Consider the following 19,618-nt stretch of genomic DNA (forward strand, 5'->3'; position numbering starts at 1 on the left):
ATTCTTCTTTAAGTTGGACACTTTAATAAACGTATTCATTAATTTTGCAGTGTTCCTCAGTTGGTAATGTGAATACCATGCCACTCACCAACGAGCTAATACGATTACTTTCAGCCTTACGTTGCTTGGTATTCACCGACAGGGCATAAATGATCATTGTGTCCCGATACATTTTTTCAGGCTCAACTTTATAGTCAATTTCCGCAGCACAAACCATTTTTCTACTAACTTCGTGTGACGCTCTACGATAGACCTCACGATCATCACTAGCCAAAGTCAGCTTTCTTCGTAATTCTTGTGCATACTGCATATATACGCTAACAAATTCAGGGTTATTCCCATATTTGAGCTTTATGTATCCCTCAATATCATCACGCACACCATTACTATTTGCATCAATCCCACCAATGGTTTTTGTTTTATCTTCATTTTTTAGGAATTTTGATGTTCTCACTTCTTTTAGTGAATTCTGAATACTTGGATTAAGAAGCGAGGAACAGGCCATCAAAAGTATACTTAAGCAACTCACTGCAATAACCGCTTTTTTCATAGGAATCATTTTACTTTTTTCTTTTAAATTTCGTTTTAGATGCAAAGAGTGTCCAATTAAAAGAAGAATCTGTATCCAGTACGATATACTATTAAGTGTCCAATTGGGCAAGAATATGCACCTAAGCAACCAATATGAAAACAATAGACTATTACAACCAATACGCAGATCAATTTTTACAAGCCACGTTGTATATGGATATGGAAAGCCTATACCAACCATTTTTAGCTGAGTTGCCAGATTCAGCACGCATCCTGGATTTAGGCTGTGGCTCAGGGCGTGACACTTTGGCTTTTAAAAATAAAGGCTATCAAGTTGATGCTATCGACTATTCTGAAGTATTGGTCGAACGAGCGAGCCAACTGACTGGTATCGCTGTTCAGCAGCAAAGTTTTTATGAGCTTGATATGCACGATGTTTATGATGGGGTATGGGCATGTGCCTCTTTACTACATTGTGCTCGTAATAGACTCCCTGATGTTTTAAAACGTATTCATGCTGCATTACGCTGTGGGGGTGTTTGTTATATGTCATTTAAATACGGCACAATAGACCGAGTAAAAGATGGTAGAGCATTTACCGATTTAGATGAAGAACAAGCTAAAAAATTACTAGATCAGTTGGATAGGGTTACTGTATTAAAACAATGGATTACTGTAGATAAGCGTCCTGATCGTAATGAGGAATGGCTCAATCTGCTTTGGAAAAAACATGCTTAATTTTATTCCCACTGCACAAGAACAACTCAAATTTCTAAAGAATATTCAGCTGATTTTACAGTCAGTGTAGAGTGAAGAAAAAAATTTAATATAAGGCTTATATTTACATTCTTAATTGAAAAAAATATGATCAAAGTTCAGACAGAGGATTTTGATATTTAATAAATATAAAAATACCTCTTAGTGCCAACTTTGTCATGGATAAAACTTAATGCAATTAAATAACAATGGTTCTAGTACTGAACTAAGTACACTCGCACCTAAAATAATTCTTTCCCCTTTATTAAAAGCCATGGTGGGGACTCTTAAAAACCATCAATCAGATCATTTCTTCAATTATTATGGGCCTTCTCATAATCTGCATTTTGATGCGACCGCTTTTGTGTCTGCAGTATTTAAGCAGATCGGGACTAAAAACGATTCAAAGCCAATTTATAACATCATCAAAGATATTCAATTATTACCTGAAGATTCAAAACTCAGAATAAGCACTTTATTTGATAAGGAATCTGAAGCTAAAACTGCCCAGACCTATCGTGATTTAGACCAAGTGATGTCTGAAATTGTTCAGCAAGTACTTCAAAATGCTCCGACAGGTATGGCACTGAATTATCTCAACCAATTCTTAGGCGATCTCAAATATTCTGATCCAGTGATTGCCAAAAATTCTCAGTATCCTATGCAAGTCAAAGGACAATCTAAAGTAGCTTCTTTGCAATATACAAACGACTTAAAAGCAAAAGATGGCGAATTACGACTTTTCACTGTTACTGAAGAAATCAGCAAACCTCAATGGGTGAAAGAGGTTTGCGAGGCAATCAAAGCCATTGTGAAGCAGTCCTACCCAGCTGGTGAAAAGATGCCATTAGAGGTTGCTGAACGTATGCAGGAAATTCTTGATGATGAATGTTCTGCTGAAAATAATGATATCCAAAATCTACTTCATTTCGTAGAAATCAAAGCACTATCACGAGCTCGTATCCGAAATTGCTTCAAAATTATGGAAATCATTGCGGATCACATTGATAAGACTGAGCGTAACGATTTCAAGCGTGAGTCCGCTGTTTCCTATATCCGTAAAGCAATTGCTTTCTTTCAGATTTTTGGTAATCGAATTGCTCCATGGAATGAGGAAACAACGGAAACCATTAAGGACTATGGTATTGACTTTGGTGCTATCTATGGAGCTGTAGGTAAAGTTGATTTTAATGGTTTGCTGGCCTATGTTGGAGCAACAGATGCTTTGCCAATCTGGGTAAAACCAAAAATTGAAATGAATGATATTCGTCATGAGGATAAGGAAGGGCTATCTCTAAAACGTGAAGTCACTTATGCCTTTCGGGTGAATGGGGAGTTTGTTAAAGAGGAAAAAGTAAGTTCATTTAACTCTAAGTTGCAGATCAATTATAAGACAAGCAAATGCAACCGTTCGGGTGTAGATACTATGCTGACTGCTTATGAAGCTCGTCTGCATACTATCAATAAAGCATTGCTGCTGAAGGATATTGTTGATGATAAAGGTCAGCCGATTTCTGAAGAACGATTAAGCAAAGAGTGCTCAGATCGCGTTGCTCAAGTAGAGATGTTCCAGCTCATTATGATGTACTTCGTCCTATCTGGGGCAGACATGAAGATTTCAGATTTTGAAGGGGCATTCAATAAACTGGTTGATGCATTCAAGAATCCTCAAAAAATCCGACTTAACCTTACTCGTATCTTAGACGAAAAGCTCAATACCGAAAAAATGCATGAGCGAATGGAGGTGATCACGTCTACGATCACTACAGCGCTAAAAGCGAATCTGGATTCCATCATTAGTGAGATGGAAAAGGATAGTAGTCTTAAAACTGTACTCTACATCCTTCCAAGTATTGTGAATCTAGATGTATTCAAGAGTTCAATTGGTGAAGATGCGGAACAGTTCTTTAGTATATTTAAGGGTAAAGAATCGAACTTTTACAGCTACATCTCGATAGTGGATGCTAGCCGTAAAAAGTTGGCGAAAATGAGCCAAGACGAAATCATTCGAAAGAATGATTATGCTCGTAAAGCCCTAAGCGAGATTGAGTTTAATTCCACACTGAAAATTCGAACGTTGGTACCGATTGAGAATCCTAATACCGACCTAGATCAATTTGATGTCGCTCGTAATCTGAATATTCCTTGTTTACCAGTATTGATGGTGCCGACCAACAAGAAGGTCAGCGACAATGGGCTGCCACATTTTTATCATCCTGAGAGCTTAAGTTATGACAACTTGTTATCTAAATACAAGGTCATGATTCATTATTCATCTAAGCTATTTCGATTGAGTGACTTAAAAGGCGGCCATGCTCAATTATGTTTGGATGAAAAAGAAAATGCTTTGATCATCAGTACGTCATGTTTTTCGATTGCGATTCATCTATTCCTTAAACATCTGATTAAAGAAGTAAAAAATCAACTGGGTATTGAAGAGCGCTTATATGTACCTGTAATGCGAATTGACTCAGTTGATGAACATGAGAATGAAGAAAAAGCCCAATTTCAAAGGAAATCAAAAAAGATCCAAAAAGGTGGGTTTAATCCTGAGTGTAAACGAGCGTATGCCACCGCTTATACCCTTGAGAAGTTGCTGAACAATGATGATGCTATTGTGAAGGTACAGGGCCTTAAGTATCAACCAGATCCTATGCCTTATGGTAATCAAAATGGTGAGCGAGTTTGTGCCCCGGTGAATCTCGCTATGGATAAAACAGTGACTTACCGTATTCAGGCTGCAATTGAAGCACTGTCAGGATATTCAGAAATCATCATCCCATTTGAGGGCACTAAGGACAAAATTGCCTGTATTAGTTATAACTCTCGACCTGAGAATGATGTGGAATTTAAGTATCAGCATCAGAAGGATTTGCTACTTCTTAAACCAGATTATGGCTACATCTGCTACGTCTATACACTTGAGCGTATCAACGATAAACAGGGTCGCTTATCACTACAGAAGGTCAGTCATGCCCCAGTTGCTGAAGACAATCTGAGAACAAGTAAGGCGATGCACCGTATCATCGAAAAACTGCAGTCAGATGGTTTTGAAGATGTTGTATTGCTTTCACACCATTTTGCACAGCGTAAGATCGGTAAGACTGAAACCAGCAACTTGATTCATGAAAGTGAAAGTGCTTTGGATCAACTTGATCAGTTGTTCCCGAATATGAATTTCTATCCATTCCAGTCTGATACGATCCCAGCACTGAGCTTAAAAACCAGTGATAACAGTCGTGTCTATGAGGTACCGCACCATCAGTACCATACTGCGATCATCAATCAAAAAGAATATAAACAATCCTTGTCCGTATATAGCTTTGCGACTAAACGTACTGTGGGTGTTCGTACTCAGAATGGTATTTGCTCGTATTTCTATATGCTAACCAGTCAGGAGCATTCGATTCATAACGATAAGCGAATTAGATTGCACAGTAAAATTATTGATGTGAATGATTCCAATGAAATGAAATCAATTCGCTCTGTATTGCGTGGTCTGCATTACTTTGAGTCTGAACGTCCTACAGCTGGCAAAAACTTCACTCCGGTACTTGAGCCTTCCCATATTCGTGGCACTACTGGCATTCAAGAGCTTGGTGAAGTCATAGTGTCGAGTCGTCTAAATAAAGGCGAAGTCGTCATGAGTCTGCCAGCCTTAATCGGCAAGCTCGAAGAATACGTTATTCTGATGAATGAAGACTTGATTGAGCCAATCGAGCCGTCTCCAGAGGGAGCTGAAGAAATTTTAGCGACTGATGTGGAGTAAGCGCCGTGGTGAACAATGAAGCCAAAGTTTGGGGCGAGGTTTATGAGATCGCTGTTAAACGTGGTTCGATTATGGCTTTGCTTGATGCAAAGCTATTATCAGCCAGCCATCCTGTAGTAGCAGAATGGAATAGTAAACAGATTGCTGATGTCTTTCAGGAAATGAAGGAAGCGCTATATAGCGATGTCATTAATGCCGCTATCCATGAAAATATCGAAAGCTATTTTCAGCAATTGATAAAAACTGGATTCGGGCATGGTTATACCAATACTCGTGAGTTTCTAAGAAAGATCAAGCCAAAAGGTATTGCAAGGGCTAAAACGGCGAATGCAAGACCAAATTGGAGCTTATCTGGCATCTGGTGTCCACTGACAATGCCAAATGATATAACCCAGACCATTGTAGATGACTACACAACTGAGGAAGAACATATTGCTATTAAAGCCTTCAAGGAGAAGGCGTTGGAAACATGGAATCAACAATTCAGTCTTACCCACGCTAAAATGTTTGGTAAGGGTATGTTTGGTCGTGCTGATTTCTTGGCGGTAATCAAAGTCAAAGCCAACTATCATGTGCTGGTTCAGGAATATTCATTATTTTACGTTTTAGGTGAACCAGAACAATTCAACGCCAAGGATTCTTGTACCTATTTGCAAGAGTACAAGCGTTACATCAAACATTCTGAATCGCAAAGTGTTTTCTCATACGTGAATGCAGAAGCTCAAGAGATCCCATTTAAGTTCTCAAAAAAACTACGTGAATACTTGAGAGCCTATGTCCGTAAGGAAAAAGTCCTATTTAAGATGGCGCAAGGCTGTTCGTATGCAACCACTTTTGTTGATTCTTTTAAATGGAAGTTTGAACAAGATGACATGCCAAATATTCGTCTGAGTGTGATGGCGATCACCAGCCGGGGAAGTGAATACATTTCTGCTGAATTTTCGGATAAAGATAAATCTCCAGAGCTGGAAATTATGTATCAGCTGGGCAAGGAGTATCAGGATAACGTTCTGAGTCTGGACGATATGGATGAACGCACGAAACTGCAAGTTGAGATTCTGAATTATCTGGTGAATGAACCTGTAAAAAACATCTCGGAAATCGTGACCAAAAATATTAGCGATATCTCCTACGGTCAGGACCTTACTTTCGCTATTACTGAAAGGCTTAAGGATTTTGTGAATCCTAACCAGCCACTGGCTTTAGAGTGGGTTTTTGACTTGATAGATCGGCAAGTCGATGACGAAGACCATAACCAAAAACTTAAAGAGATGGTGCTGGCTGAGTTTAAAACAATTCGTAAGGGAAAAATTGAGAATAAAACTTCATTCACCTTACGTGATTTGCATAAATGCGCCGTAGTACTGGCACTGAAGGAAAGTAAACAAGGTCGGGTGAATTTCATCTGTTTGACTGGTACGCCGGGGATTGGGAAAACATCGAGCGTTAAGACTTTGCTGGCAGATTTGGAAGGCTTTTTTTTCTTTTATACCAGTCCACGAGTGTTGATTAACGATGATGTGGTCAGTGATTTATCTAAAATATCAGCTACGATTACCAGTAACAGTGATGTGGTGACACAGGCACAGCAAATCTATTCGAAGATTCACAATACGGATTGTAAGGTGAATGCGCGTGGTGCCGCTATTGTGGGTGGTGTTGAAGATATGAAGATAGATCATGGCTCAAGTGTTCTATTGTTCAAACAAGATGAATACCGAAAGCTCAAAGACCTGGAACAGAATGCAAATGCCAATAGACGCTATGCCAATACTTCAGAATCTAAAATTACGGCAACCAATAAGAAGTTTGCCAGAGTGTTTGATTCATTAGGGGAAGCGACCCAGCAATTACTTGTATTCCATCCAGAGCTCAATAAACTGACGATGACTGTAGCAAGTCAGGCATTCATGCCATATAACACCACACCAGCTGGACCACGAAACCCAAGGGAAAACCAAAATAAAACTGTGGCAGCTTCCAGTTTGGATGGGCTGGAAAAAATGTTCCAATACAAAATCGATAAGAAGCCGACAGAGGCCAAAATCGAACGGAGAGAGTTTGCCAAAAAGTTCCCTAACATTGTGGTGATGTTTGATGAAATTACAGGGGATTCAGGTACACGTACTTTTATCAATGAGATGCTGAAATTCCTTTCCAAAAACTTCATTGAACCGTTTCAAGGTAATTCTCCATTTACGGTGACTGTGATTCTTGCAGATGCATCCCTTAGTAATGTGAATGCAATCCAAAATTACATGAAGAAACAGGACCAGTTACCAGCAAAAATGTTCATCTCTCCATCTTTGGGTAATTTCCCATTCAAGATGCAGACTGCAGATCTGGATGATGGTAACTGTGTTCGTTCTAGTATCCATATCATGGCGAACTGTTACCCGGCAAGTGATCTTAAAATCCAATATATGCTCAAGCAATACGCCGTAGTCCCTGAAACAGATGATTTTGGATTGGATAAGAACCTGACTCATCTATTTCGCCAGAAAGCTGGGGAGAGGACTCAACAGACTGCTATCGAGCTTATTCAAAAGAATCTTGAAGATGGTAAAAAGCAAGTTATCTACTTTGCTCAGGATAAAAATGCATTGGCTGCACTCAGAGATGCATTAGTCGATGAAGGAGTGGTTGAACGCTCTAAGATTGGCATTTTTGATAGCCAGTTAATGGGATACCACCGTACAGAATTGCTGGATCGCAAAGAGACATTGCAAGTCGTACTGATTACTTCGACTGCGGCTAGGGGGATTTCATTCCCGAACTGTGATTCAATCATTGCTGCCATGCCTCGTTTCGCAATTGAAGCCTCTTTAATGGAAATCGCCCAGCTTGTTTACCGGGGACGTGGTGGATATTTGGATAAAGAGAAAAATGAGTGGGTCAACGGCGATGAACGTGATCGTTTGCTGACGATTCTGGTAGAAGATTTCTACTTGGTATCTAATGATGAAACTCAGACAGAGCTTGAATATAAAGTTAAGAGCTCATTGGATATGCTCTCAATTTTCATGCTTATTCGTGGGACTTTATATACTCGTATCACTGGGGATGCTGGCTTCAAAAAAACTCAGATCGCCATGATCCCAATTGGTGAGGTGAAGGATAAGGCCAGTGATAAACCGGGACTGGCTTCTTTGATCAGGGATTTCATGAAGGACGTGAATAGTGTTCTTTATAAGATTGCTGCAACCGAGGGTGAATTGGTTGGAAGGCTTAAGGCTGTAGTAGAGAAGGCTCAAACGGTTTACTCAGCAAATAAGCTCAGTTCTACCTATAGCACTAAGACCAACAAATACCGAAGTTTTTACACACCTGCATTAACGCCTGAGTTAAAAGAACTTCAGTTCTACGAGAAATGGTGCCGGGACCATCATTCGCTTAAGTCCAGATTACTCACTATTAGCGATCAAGAAGATGCTTTGACGATTCCTGAAAATATCTATATCTGTGGGCCTATGATCATGGAAGATCGCTCAAACTTCGGTAACAAGGAGTCGTTTGATATTGCCAATGACAATCTCTCACAAGATTCTTTAAGGAAGTTCCTAAATGAGTTAATCGCCCTTCAGATGGCATTCCCTCAGTTGAATGCCTATAAGAACATTCAAAAGCATATCAGGGAGATCACGAATATGATTTCTTCTGTTCTGGAATCAGAAACAGATAGCTATACGAAGGAAGTTGAGCAACAGGGAATGATGCGTAAGCTCTGGGTGACGTACCCGGTAGCGGCAAACGAGCTGGTTAAACTTCAAGACAAGAGCTTTGATAAAGAGTGGTTTGATGCATTGAGCTTTGACCTGAGAGTGAGAAATGCAGAGTTTCCAGTGATGCCAGAATATCGAGATCATCCATTTCGTGGTACTCAGCAATTATCAGGGCATCCAGTGTTTGAAAGGTTGTTCGAGCAGACAAATTTCATGCTTTGTCGTGAATTAAACTTGGTGAATACTTTGACTATGTTTAATGAATGATTCAAATTATATTATCTATTTAGTAGAGGATTAATGTGCATATACCTGCTGCACAAGAACAACTTAAATTCTTAAAAAATATTCAGCTGATTTTACAGTCGGGTAGTTTTAGTAGCACCTATAAATTTGCGTTGCTGATTAGCCTAAGCCGATTAGCTATTGAAAAAGGTAAAGATTCAGGTGAGAGTCTATCACTCGAATATACGGATATTGCTGAGAAGTTTATCGAGCTATATTGGAAGCAAGCAGTGCCATATACCTTTAATGATGAAGGCCAACTGATCTTAAATCAAAATAATGGTAAGCAAGCAGCGATTGTAAATCGAATCATTGGGCTTCGTCAGAGTTACTCATCCCTTGGACTGTTAAGACGAGATTCATTGGTGTGGTTGAAGCTAGTTAAAGATGTCGCTCGCACTGTAAAAGACATGCCAGTCCGTTATCTGCAAAACATCAATGGACAAAACTTTGAGTTTCTATACCGGCTTGAGCAATCAGGGAAGCAATTAATTTTATTACCGCAAGTCATGTATTGCTTACGACAATTTAGTGAAATTATTGAAGAACTCTGTCAGAAGCGCTGGATTGATTATATTCGTAGAAATAGTAGTAATGCCGAGATTTTGAATAAGTTACCAAACCTTGAGCAATTTATGTTTGAGCCGAGCCGAAATCAGCTTAATGCAGTTGCTACAGTATTGGTAGAGATGCAGGAGTGCAGATGCTTTTACTGTAATAAGGAAATGAAAAAGAATAATTACGCCGTAGACCATTTTATTCCTTGGTCAATGTATCCATCAGATACCGGGCATAACTTTGTGTTAGCCGATTCCCGCTGTAATTCTAAGAAAAGCAATCTATTGGCCTCACATGAATTTCTTTATAAATGGCAAGAGCGTAATGAAGAACAGGATTTGATTATTGTGGATCGGATATCAGTGCTCGGTTTTTTAACAGATAAAGAGCGGTCACATAAAGTGGCGGAGTGGGCATATGCTCAAGGGAAAGAAAATAATTATTTAATGTGGATGGGGGAAAATAGCAAATAAATCATGGCTCCCCTGAGATTAGACTAAAAATCCAATTGCTTTAAAAATACCGTAAAAAATGTTTACTGTACATTTGCTATGGGGTAATCTTAAAACTACTATTTATTGACTGATTGGTATATGACGACAGATAAGCATGAAGTCCTTCTCAGAATGAGAGCCATTGAACTCCTTGCATACTGGGAAGGTCGTTTGGTTACCAATCGTTTGATGAGCTGGTTTGGATTGAGTCGACAGCAGGCTTCTGCGGATATCAAGCGCTATAATACGCTGTATAACCCCGATGCCTTGATTCATGATCCCTCAGTCAAGGGTTATGTGCCTAAGGCCAGCTTCCAGCCTGTACTGACTACAGCGCATATCAATGAATATCTCAATATGCTGTCAGGTTTGGTTAGTGAATCGCATGCCCTGATTGCGACACCAGAACCGAATCTTGCAGCAGTTCAATTACCTGATCGCAGTGTACGTCCTGAAGTGATTCGGGAAGTTTTGCGTGCCTGTCGAACACAAAGCTGTCTCAAAATTATTTATGCCTCCATGCAGAATCCGCAGTGGCATGAACGCATGATTTCCCCACATACCCTGGTGTATACCGGTTTTCGCTGGCATGTCCGTGCCTATTGCCATCAGAGCAAGCAGTTTAAGGACTTTTTACTCTCCAGAATTGATCGCACACCTGTTGTGGTGGCGATTGAGTCAGTAGACCCTGCTCAGGATCAGCAATGGCATGAAGAAATTGTACTGACGCTGATCCCTAATCCAAAATTGAATGAAGCTCAAAAAGCGCTGGTCGAAAAAGACTTCGGCATGCCTGATGGCAGATTACAGATTCCGGTGAAAAAAGCCCTGGCTCACTATACTTTGCAGCGATATCAGGCCGCGATCACGCTGGCTGAGGCGGAAGATGCCTTGAAATATACCTTAGTGTTACAACGTTCAGATATCGAAAAGCTGTCGTCTTATCTGTTTGATCAAGCTTCATAGGAGATTGGCCATGTTAGAGCAATTTCATTATGACAGTGACCTGATTGGCGGTTCCCTGATGGTGCGTGAAAGCCGGCTGATCGCGGATCTGTTATTACGAGAAGCGACTCCAGAACAATGGCATCAGGCCATTCAGATTGACAATATTCTACAAAAAAGAACGCCTGCTTCAGCTCAACGCAATGCCACCGCTATTCGTAAGCGTCTGGAGCGCTTAGAGCCTGATTTCTGGAAAGCTTTGCGTGATGGGGATGATGAGCTGGCGACTCAGGTGGCTTTTTGTGGTGCATTGGAACGCAACTTGTTGCTGCTTGAGTTTATGGAAACGGTGATGAGGGATGCCTATATCTCTCAGGCGCAATACTTGGACAGTTATATCTGGTCAGATTTTTTGGATGAACGCTCACAACGTGATCCGGATATCTGTGATTGGAAAGAGTCCAGCAAGAAAAAAATGGGGCAGGTGGTGTTTCGCATGCTGGCAGAAGCTGGTTACTTAAAAAGTACCCGTAAGCTGGAGTTGCAGCGCGTGATCGTCAGAGCAGAGCTGCGTAGCCTGTTGGAAGAACATTATAAACAACGCATTAAAAGATCTATGGAAGTGTCGGTATGGACGCGTTAGTTGTAGAGGGGCAGCAATGAGTCAAAAAATACATGAGCGTCTGAACCAGATTCCAGAGCGAATACTTTCCACCGAGTTTCTCACTGGACAAGGATTGGGCAATGAAATTGGCTTCTGGATTTTTGATTATGCACCTGAAGATGAGTTGAAAGTGCGCGAATATCTGCATTTTCTAGACGGGATGCTGGAGAAAAAACACAGTCAGCTGAAGGTGGTGAATATCAACCTGCTGCAAGCCGTGGTGGATTATCTGGCTGAGCGTAACTTCATCGATAAAGCCATTCAAATGCAAAAAGCCAAAGGCGATGAGGCGCTGCTCAAAGCGCTGAAAGGCCCACTGCATATGGATAAGTTCGCGCCCTATCTGGTGAGTAAATATGCCACCAATGCACAAGATATTGTGTTGATGACTGGGGTAGGGTCGGTTTGGCCACTGTTACGTGCCCATCACTTATTGAACAGTTTGCATTCGTTACTGGGGCATAAGCCAGTGGTGCTGTTTTACCCAGGTTATTACGACGGTCAAGCGATGAGTTTATTTGGAAAAATTCCAAGCAATAATTACTACAGAGCATTCAGATTAGTGCCTTAAACACGGCAAATAGAAATAAAAATTCGGGGAAATTGATTGAGATGAACATTAAAGAACTTTTTTACAAGCCATTAGATCGTGCGATTAACGGGGTCGTAAAAGCAGACCAGAATGACAATACTACGGTTTATCAGGAACTCGATGAGTATGTGGTCACCAATGAACTGGAAAAGCATTTTCGGGACTTTTTCCAGTCTTATGGCACAGACCTAAGCGATCCTTCGATTGCCAACCGTGTCGGCGTATGGATTTCGGGCTTCTTTGGTTCAGGTAAATCACACTTCCTGAAAACCTTGTCGTATATTCTGGCCAATAAAGTGGCACGCGATGCGCAAGGTAACGAGCGTAGCGCCGCAGAATTCTTTGATGAAACTAAAATCCGTGATGCGTTTATCCGTGCGGATATTGGCAAGGCCGTCAGCCATCATGCTGATGTCATTTTGTTTAACATCGACAGTAAAGCCAGCTCCAATGATGATGGCAATCCGATCCTGAATGTGTTTTTACGTGTGTTTAACGAGTATCAGGGTTTTAGTGCTGACCATCCACATATTGCCCATATGGAACGTCACCTGAGCCAGAAAGGGGTGTATGAGCGCTTTAAACAGGCGTTTGAGGAATCTAGCGGCATGTCCTGGCTAGAGGAGCGTGACGGCTATCAGTTCTATCAGGATGATGTCGAAACTGCGATTTCTCAGGCACTGAATCTATCAGCAGAAGCAGCGCATAAATGGTTTGAGGATTCTGAGCAGACCTTTAGTGTTTCGGTGGAAAACTTCTGTCAGTGGGTGAAAGAATACCTGGACAGCAAAGGACCCCAGCAACGTATGTTGTTCTTGGTCGATGAAGTGGGGCAGTTTATTGGCAGCGATACCCGCTTGATGCTGACACTGCAAACCATTACTGAAAACTTGGGTACGATCTGTAAAGGCCGCGCTTGGATTATCGTCACCTCGCAGGCAGACATCGATGCTGTTTTAGGTGAGATGTCTTCTTCCAAAGCCAATGATTTCTCCAAGATTGCTGGACGTTTTAAAACCCGGTTATCACTGTCCAGTTCCAATACCGATGAAGTCATCCAGAAACGTTTATTACGTAAAACCCCAGAAGCTGAAGCATTGCTCAGATCGGTGTTTGAGCAAAAGGGCGATATCTTAAAAAACCAGATCACCTTTGACCGTTCAGGCCCAACACTCAAGAACTATGAGGGTCCAGACAGCTTTATCCATAACTATCCTTTTGCGCCGTACCATTTCCAGCTGGTGCAAAAAGTATTTGAAGAAATCCGTAAGGTAGGTGCGACCGGTGCACACCTGGCCTATGGTGAACGGTCCATGTTGGATGCGTTCCAGATGGCCGCGAATGCGATTGCTACAGATGAAGTCGGTGCCCTGGTTCCTTTCCACCGTTTCTATACTTCAGTGGAAGGATTTCTGGATACAGCAGTGAAGCGTACCATCGACCAGGCAGGGCAGAATAAGACCCTGGATGGTTTTGATGTGCAGATGCTGCGTACCCTGTTCATGATCCGCTATGTCGATATCATCAAAGGTACGCTGGATAACCTGGTGACTTTGTCGATTGAGAAAATTGATGAAGATAAGCTGGCATTACGCAAGCGGATTGAAGAAAGCCTACTACGTCTGGAAAAAGAGAGCCTGATTACTAGGAATGGCGATGAGTTCCTGTTCCTGACCAATGAAGAACGCGATATCACCCGTAAAATTAAAGCCACAGACTTAGCGGCTTCAGAAGAAAATAAAGAGTTAGCTAATCTAATCTTTAAAGATTTACTGCGCGATCAGAACAAATACCGCCATCAAGCCAACAAGATGGACTATCAGATTGGTCGTTTTCTGGATGGTCATAGCCTGGATGGCAAGTATGAGAGCGATTTGAAAGTTGAAATCATTTCTCCACTGGATACGGAATACAACCTCTACACAGAAGCTTTCTGCATTGGTAAGAGCGCCGAGGCCGAAGGGCAGGTGCTATTTAAACTGGCAGACGATAAACAGTTCTTTAATGAACTGCGCACATGGCTGAAAACCAATAAATTCATCCGTTTAAATGATGATGGCACTCAGTCCGATATCAGCCGTATTCTGGCAGACCGTGGTCGTGAGAATCAGGAGCGTAAAAAACGCCTGCGTGCCCGGGTCGAAGAAATGTTGCTGGACGCGGAAAGTTATGCCTTGGGTCAACATCTACAACTTTCATCTTCAAGTCCAACCACCAAGCTGGATGAGGCTTGTCGTTATTTGCTGGAAAACACCTATACCAAACTGAGCTATTTGCAGGCCTATCAGCAGGATGCCTGGCGTGAACTGAACGCCGTCTTGACTGTGGATGATATGGCGCAGTTAGGCCTGTCACTGAATGGTGGGCAGAGTAATCCAAAAGCCATGCAGGATGTCGAACAATACATCTCGCTGCGTGCAACCGGTACCGAACGTATTCTGGTATCGGATGTGGTGGATCGTTTTGCCAAACGTCCTTATGGCTGGCCAGATGCCGAGATTTTACTGCTAGTAGGTCAGCTGGCGGCAATGGGTCGGATTTCTCTGCAGTTAAATGGCGGCAGCTTACAGTTAAAAGATGCCTTTGAGCCTTTACAAAACAGCCGCCGTCGCCGTGATGTGTCGATCATTAAAAAACGCCAGACTGATGATCAGGTATTGAAACAGGCACGCCAACTGACCCAAGAACTGTTCTCGGCCATGGGACCAGCGACAGAAAAAGAGCTGTTTGAATTCTATACCCAACATTTTAAAAACTGGTTAGCCAACTTTAAGTCGTATAAGAGTAAAACTGATGTCGGGCAGTTCCCGGGTAAGAAAGTGATTGAAAAGTCGATTCTGACTTTGGAACGTCTGCTGGCCAATAGCGACAGCTTCGATTTCTTTAAGGCCGTGGTTGAGAACAAGGACGACTATCTGGATCTGGAAGAAGACTACCGTGATATTCATGAATTCTTTAGTAACCAGATGCCGAGCTGGCAACAACTGCAACAGGCCTTACGTCATTTTGAGAAAAACAAACAGGCGCTGGGCAGTGATGAGGTGGCAAAAAAAGCCCTCTCTGAATTACATCGCATTTCGACCATTGAATCACCATATGGTTTACTCAATAAAATCGCTGATTTGGTTCGCACTGTGGAAAGCGTCAATGAGCGACTGTTGAGTGAGAAGCGCAATCAGGCGATAGAACACATTGATGACAAGATCAAACAGTTAGAAGCCGAGATTAAAAACAGTGGCATCGCTACCGCTGAGCTGAGTAACAAGCTATTACGCCCACTACAACTGCTGAAAACAGATATTGAAGTGGAAACTAGCCTCTCCACCATCTATATGCTGCAAACCCAAACCAGCGTCGAGCGTTTTGATGAAGCCTTGTATGAGTTGGAAAGCGAAGTTCAGGCGGAAATCCAGCGTCAGGCCAAAGCGGCACAACTGGCTCAGAGCAAAGCCGAGAGTATAACCAACACTGCAACCATCTCCAGCCCAGCAACATCAGAACCTGCTGCGAGTCCTGTAAAGCCTGCGACAGCCGTAGTGCCACCGAAACCGGTGGTGGAAGTCGATGTCGCTAGCATTTACAGCAAAACCTCCACCAGTGTCTATCTGGAAACAGAAGAGTCAGTGGATCAGTTTGTAGACGCACTCAAAGCTGAATTGAAAAAAATTGTGGGTGATAAAAAGCGTGTGCGTATCCGCTAACTCGGGTTAGGGATATCGGCATCAGTCATTAATCAAAGGTTTAAAGATGAATACCAGTAATATTAAAAAATACGCACCGCAAGCACGAAATGATTTTATCGCAGCGATGCGCAAGCAGGCCGCCAAATACGGCATCACCGCAGACCGCATTTTACCGGCAGAACAGAAAGGGGACTTGCTGCTGATTGGCGATCAGGTTTTTCCGCTATCCGTCATGAAATCTCGTGAGAAGCTGATCAAACGCATTCAAACCAGCAGTTTTGAGCAGACGATTGATTATATCGCTTACAGCTGGTTTAACCGTCTCTGTGCGATCCGTTATATGGAATGCAAAGGCTTACTGGATCATGGTCGCCGTGTACTGAGTAGTGCAGATGGCAGTGCCGGCTTGCCACAGATTCTGGAAGAATGTCTGGATATTGACCTACCGGGTTTAAATGCCAGTCGTGTGGCTGAGTTAAAGTTGGATGGCAATAAAGACGAAGAACTGTACCGGGAACTGTTACTGGCGCAGTGTCATGCGTTAAATCAGGTGATGCCACTCTTGTTTGAACAGGTTTCTGATGAGTCAGAACTGTTACTTCCTGACAATTTAACCAAAACCGATTCCTTGATCCGTGATTTGGTGAGCAGCATTCCGGAAGAAGATTGGTCGGATGTGCAGATTATTGGCTGGCTGTATCAGTTCTATATTTCTGAAAAGAAAGATCAAGTGATTGGTAAGGTCGTCAAGAGTGAGGATATCCCAGCCGCAACGCAATTATTCACCCCAAACTGGATTGTAAAATATCTGGTACAGAACAGTGTCGGCCGCTTATGGATGATGGCACAGCCTGATAGTACCCTGGCCAGTGAGTGGGAATACTATATTCAACCGGCTGAACAGACCGATGAAGTCAATGCCCAGTTAAAACAGCTGATTGATGTGCGGATCAGTGAAGATGGCGATACCTTAAACCCTGAAAGCATTACGGTACTCGATCCGGCCTGTGGTTCGGGGCATATTCTGGTGGAAGCCTATGACTGCTTAAAAGCGATTTACTTAGAACGTGGTTACCGCAGCCGCGATATTCCACGTTTGATTCTGGAAAACAACCTGTACGGCATTGATATTGATACCCGTGCCGCGCAGTTAGCCAGTTTTGCGCTGTTGATGAAAGCACGTGAGGATGACCGCCGTTTATTTAGTAATCCACCGAAGTTAAATATTATCGCGTTGCAAGACAGTCAGCCAGAACGTTTGGATGCATTTAGTCAGGATCTGGCAAGTACTGATATTGCACAGGCAGATTTAAAAGAACTTCTGGATCTATTTGAACATGCTTCAACCTTTGGTTCTTTGATTCAAATCCCTGAGGCATTTACGAAGAAACTACCTGATTTAGAAACTAAGCTCAATACAGCAGTAGAATCAGGGGATATTTTTGCGCAGCAGTCAGCGCAGGAGCTGTTACCTTTAGTTCAACAAGCTAAATTACTGGCTCAGCAATATGATGCAGTGATTGCTAACCCGCCATATATGGGGGGTAATGGTATGAATACTGTTCTTAAGGGATTCGCAAAAAAACACTTTCCTGATAGTAAGTCGGATTTATTTGCCATGTTTATTGAGCGTGGTTTTGATTGGTGTAAGGACAGTGGCTTTAATAGTATGGTGACCATGCAAAACTGGATGTTCTTATCATCATTTGAAGCGATGCGAGAAAAAATACTATGTAGCCGAAGTATCATGTCACTTGTTCAGATTGGATATAATAGCTTCCCTGAAATTAACTCTAAAGTGGCTCAAGCATGTAGCTTTTCAATTTTAAAAAAACATATTCCATTAATTCAAGGCAAATATATTAATCTGAATAATGCCCCTCAAGCAGCCGATAAAAATCAGGTTTTTTTAGGCAAATCAGTAGATATTATTTTTGATAGAAATCAAGAAGAATTCAAAAAAATTCCAGGTAGTCCAATAGCTTATTGGGTTAGTCCTAATATGCGAAAATGTTTTGAATTATATCCATTAATTCATGAAAGTGCCTCCGCTGTATGTGGTATGACAACAGGTAAAAATGCTATTTTTGTGAGGGATTGGTCAGAAATTAGTTTTTTAAAATTCGGAAAATCCTTCACTAACTCAAATGATGCGAAAGTATCAGGATTAAAGTGGTTTCCATATTCAAAAGGTGGGAATTTTAGGAAATGGTATGGAAATGCAGAATGTGTGGTTAATTGGGAGAATGATGGAAAAAGTATTTTAGAGTCAGGAAGCGCATATCCACGGGCAAAAAGTCGTTATTTTAAACCTTCAGTTAGTTGGTCATTTATTTCATCATCATATTTTGGAGCTAGGCAACAACCTGCTGGTTTTATTTTTGATATGGCAGGATGTTCATTATTCCCAGAAGATGATACTGAATTACCTTTTTTTACAGCTTTATTATGCTCAAAAACTAGTTCAATTTTTTTAGGATCAATTAATCCGACCCTAAATTTTCAAGTAAATAATGTTGGATCTTTACCCGTCCCTGTATTTGATAAGAAATCAAAAATTTCTGATATTAGTTATAGTTGTGTGAAGATTGCTAAAAATGATTGGGACTCCTACGAAACCTCATGGGACTTTACCCAAAATCCAATCATTCGTATTCAACAGCCAAACCTAGAACAAGCATTTAACACATGGCAACAGCAAAATGCTGACGCCGTGGCCGAAATGAAACGTCTGGAAGAAGAAAACAACAAGCTGTTTATTGAGGCTTATGGTTTACAAGATGAATTGACACCAGACGTACCTGATGAGCAAATTACGCTTACCCGTGCCGACCGTGAAAAAGACAGCCAGCGTTTAGTCTCTTATGCGCTTGGCTGCATGATGGGACGTTATAGTCTAGATGAACCAGGTCTGATCTATGCCCATGCAGGCAATCAAGACTTTGATGCCAGCCGTTATCAAACATTCCCAGCCGATGCAGACGGCATTATTCCACTGACTGAAATGCACTGGTTTGAAGATGATGCAACGCACCGTATTCGAGAGTTCTTAACCGCCGTTTGGGGGAAAGACACACTGGATGCCAATATGCTGTGGCTGGCAGAAAGCTTGGATAAGAAAGCCAATGAAACAGCTGAAGATACCATTCGCCGTTACCTCGCCAGCAAATTCTATAAAGACCATATGCAGACCTATAAAAAGCGTCCAATCTATTGGTTATTTAGCAGTGGTAAACAGGGGGCTTTCCAAGCATTGGTGTATTTGCATCGTTATAACGAAAGCACCTTGGCGCGTATGCGTACTGAATACGTGATGCCACTGATTTCCAAAATGGCAGCCTATGCTAACTCTCTGGAAACTGACAAAGAAAATAGTGACTCTGCGGCTGAAATCAAACGTATAGAGAAAAAACTGCAAGATTTGCATAAGCAACAGGCTGAACTGAGTAGCTTTGAAGAAAAACTGCGCCATTATGCCGATCAGCGTATTAGCTTAGATCTGGATGATGGGGTGAAAGTGAACTATGGCAAGTTTGGGGACTTGTTGGCTGAAGTGAAAGCTGTGACGGGGGAAAAGTGATGAATAGCTTTTCTTCCACACTAGATCATGCAGAGGTGG

At 41.8% G+C, this 19,618-nt stretch carries 10 protein-coding genes; 9 read left to right on the forward strand and 1 reads right to left on the reverse strand.

Translation table 11 applies throughout. The features are described from left to right. Positions 1 to 22 precede the first annotated feature (22 nt). Positions 23 to 550, reverse strand: a complete 528-nt coding sequence (locus D9K81_RS18430) for a hypothetical protein (RefSeq protein WP_171406929.1) — start codon at positions 548 to 550, stop codon at positions 23 to 25. Positions 551 to 684: 134 nt separating this feature from the next. Between D9K81_RS18430 and D9K81_RS12810 the strand changes: the two genes are divergently transcribed. The 9 genes from D9K81_RS12810 (at position 685) to pglX (ending at position 19,579) form a co-directional block, all read left to right on the forward strand. Then, entirely contained in the window at positions 685 to 1,269 is a 585-nt protein-coding gene (locus D9K81_RS12810) for a class I SAM-dependent DNA methyltransferase (RefSeq protein ID WP_121523412.1), read from the forward strand. A 211-nt stretch (positions 1,270 to 1,480) separates the two neighbouring features. Continuing rightward, a complete protein-coding gene (locus D9K81_RS12815; protein WP_121523414.1) occupies positions 1,481 to 5,056 on the forward strand; it encodes a hypothetical protein in 3,576 nt (1,191 codons plus the stop codon). A 5-nt stretch (positions 5,057 to 5,061) separates the two neighbouring features. Next, positions 5,062 to 9,045 (forward strand): P-loop NTPase family protein, encoded by a 3,984-nt coding sequence (locus D9K81_RS12820; protein ID WP_121523416.1) that lies wholly within the window; start codon positions 5,062 to 5,064, stop codon positions 9,043 to 9,045. A gap of 35 nt (positions 9,046 to 9,080) precedes the next feature. After that, positions 9,081 to 10,094, forward strand: coding sequence for an HNH endonuclease (locus D9K81_RS12825; RefSeq protein WP_121523418.1), 1,014 nt, complete (start codon positions 9,081 to 9,083; stop codon positions 10,092 to 10,094). A 120-nt stretch (positions 10,095 to 10,214) separates the two neighbouring features. Then, the gene (locus tag D9K81_RS12830) at positions 10,215 to 11,081 is read left to right on the forward strand and encodes a WYL domain-containing protein (RefSeq protein WP_121523420.1); all 867 of its coding nucleotides are present in this window, start codon (positions 10,215 to 10,217) and stop codon (positions 11,079 to 11,081) included. Positions 11,082 to 11,091: 10 nt separating this feature from the next. After that, the gene (locus tag D9K81_RS12835) at positions 11,092 to 11,703 is read left to right on the forward strand and encodes a DUF1819 family protein (protein WP_121523422.1); all 612 of its coding nucleotides are present in this window, start codon (positions 11,092 to 11,094) and stop codon (positions 11,701 to 11,703) included. A 16-nt stretch (positions 11,704 to 11,719) separates the two neighbouring features. Then, entirely contained in the window at positions 11,720 to 12,295 is a 576-nt protein-coding gene (locus tag D9K81_RS12840; RefSeq protein ID WP_004281985.1) for a DUF1788 domain-containing protein, read from the forward strand. A gap of 41 nt (positions 12,296 to 12,336) precedes the next feature. Further along, positions 12,337 to 16,017: a BREX system P-loop protein BrxC gene (gene brxC, locus D9K81_RS12845; RefSeq protein ID WP_121523424.1), complete on the forward strand. Its 3,681-nt coding sequence runs from the start codon at positions 12,337 to 12,339 to the stop codon at positions 16,015 to 16,017. Between the two features lie 46 nt (positions 16,018 to 16,063). Continuing rightward, on the forward strand, positions 16,064 to 19,579 hold the full coding sequence (gene pglX / locus D9K81_RS12850; protein ID WP_121523426.1) for a BREX-1 system adenine-specific DNA-methyltransferase PglX: 3,516 nt from the start codon (positions 16,064 to 16,066) through the stop codon (positions 19,577 to 19,579). Positions 19,580 to 19,618 lie beyond the last annotated feature (39 nt).

It is taken from the genome of Acinetobacter chengduensis (assembly GCF_003664645.1).
Classification (GTDB): domain Bacteria; phylum Pseudomonadota; class Gammaproteobacteria; order Pseudomonadales; family Moraxellaceae; genus Acinetobacter; species Acinetobacter chengduensis.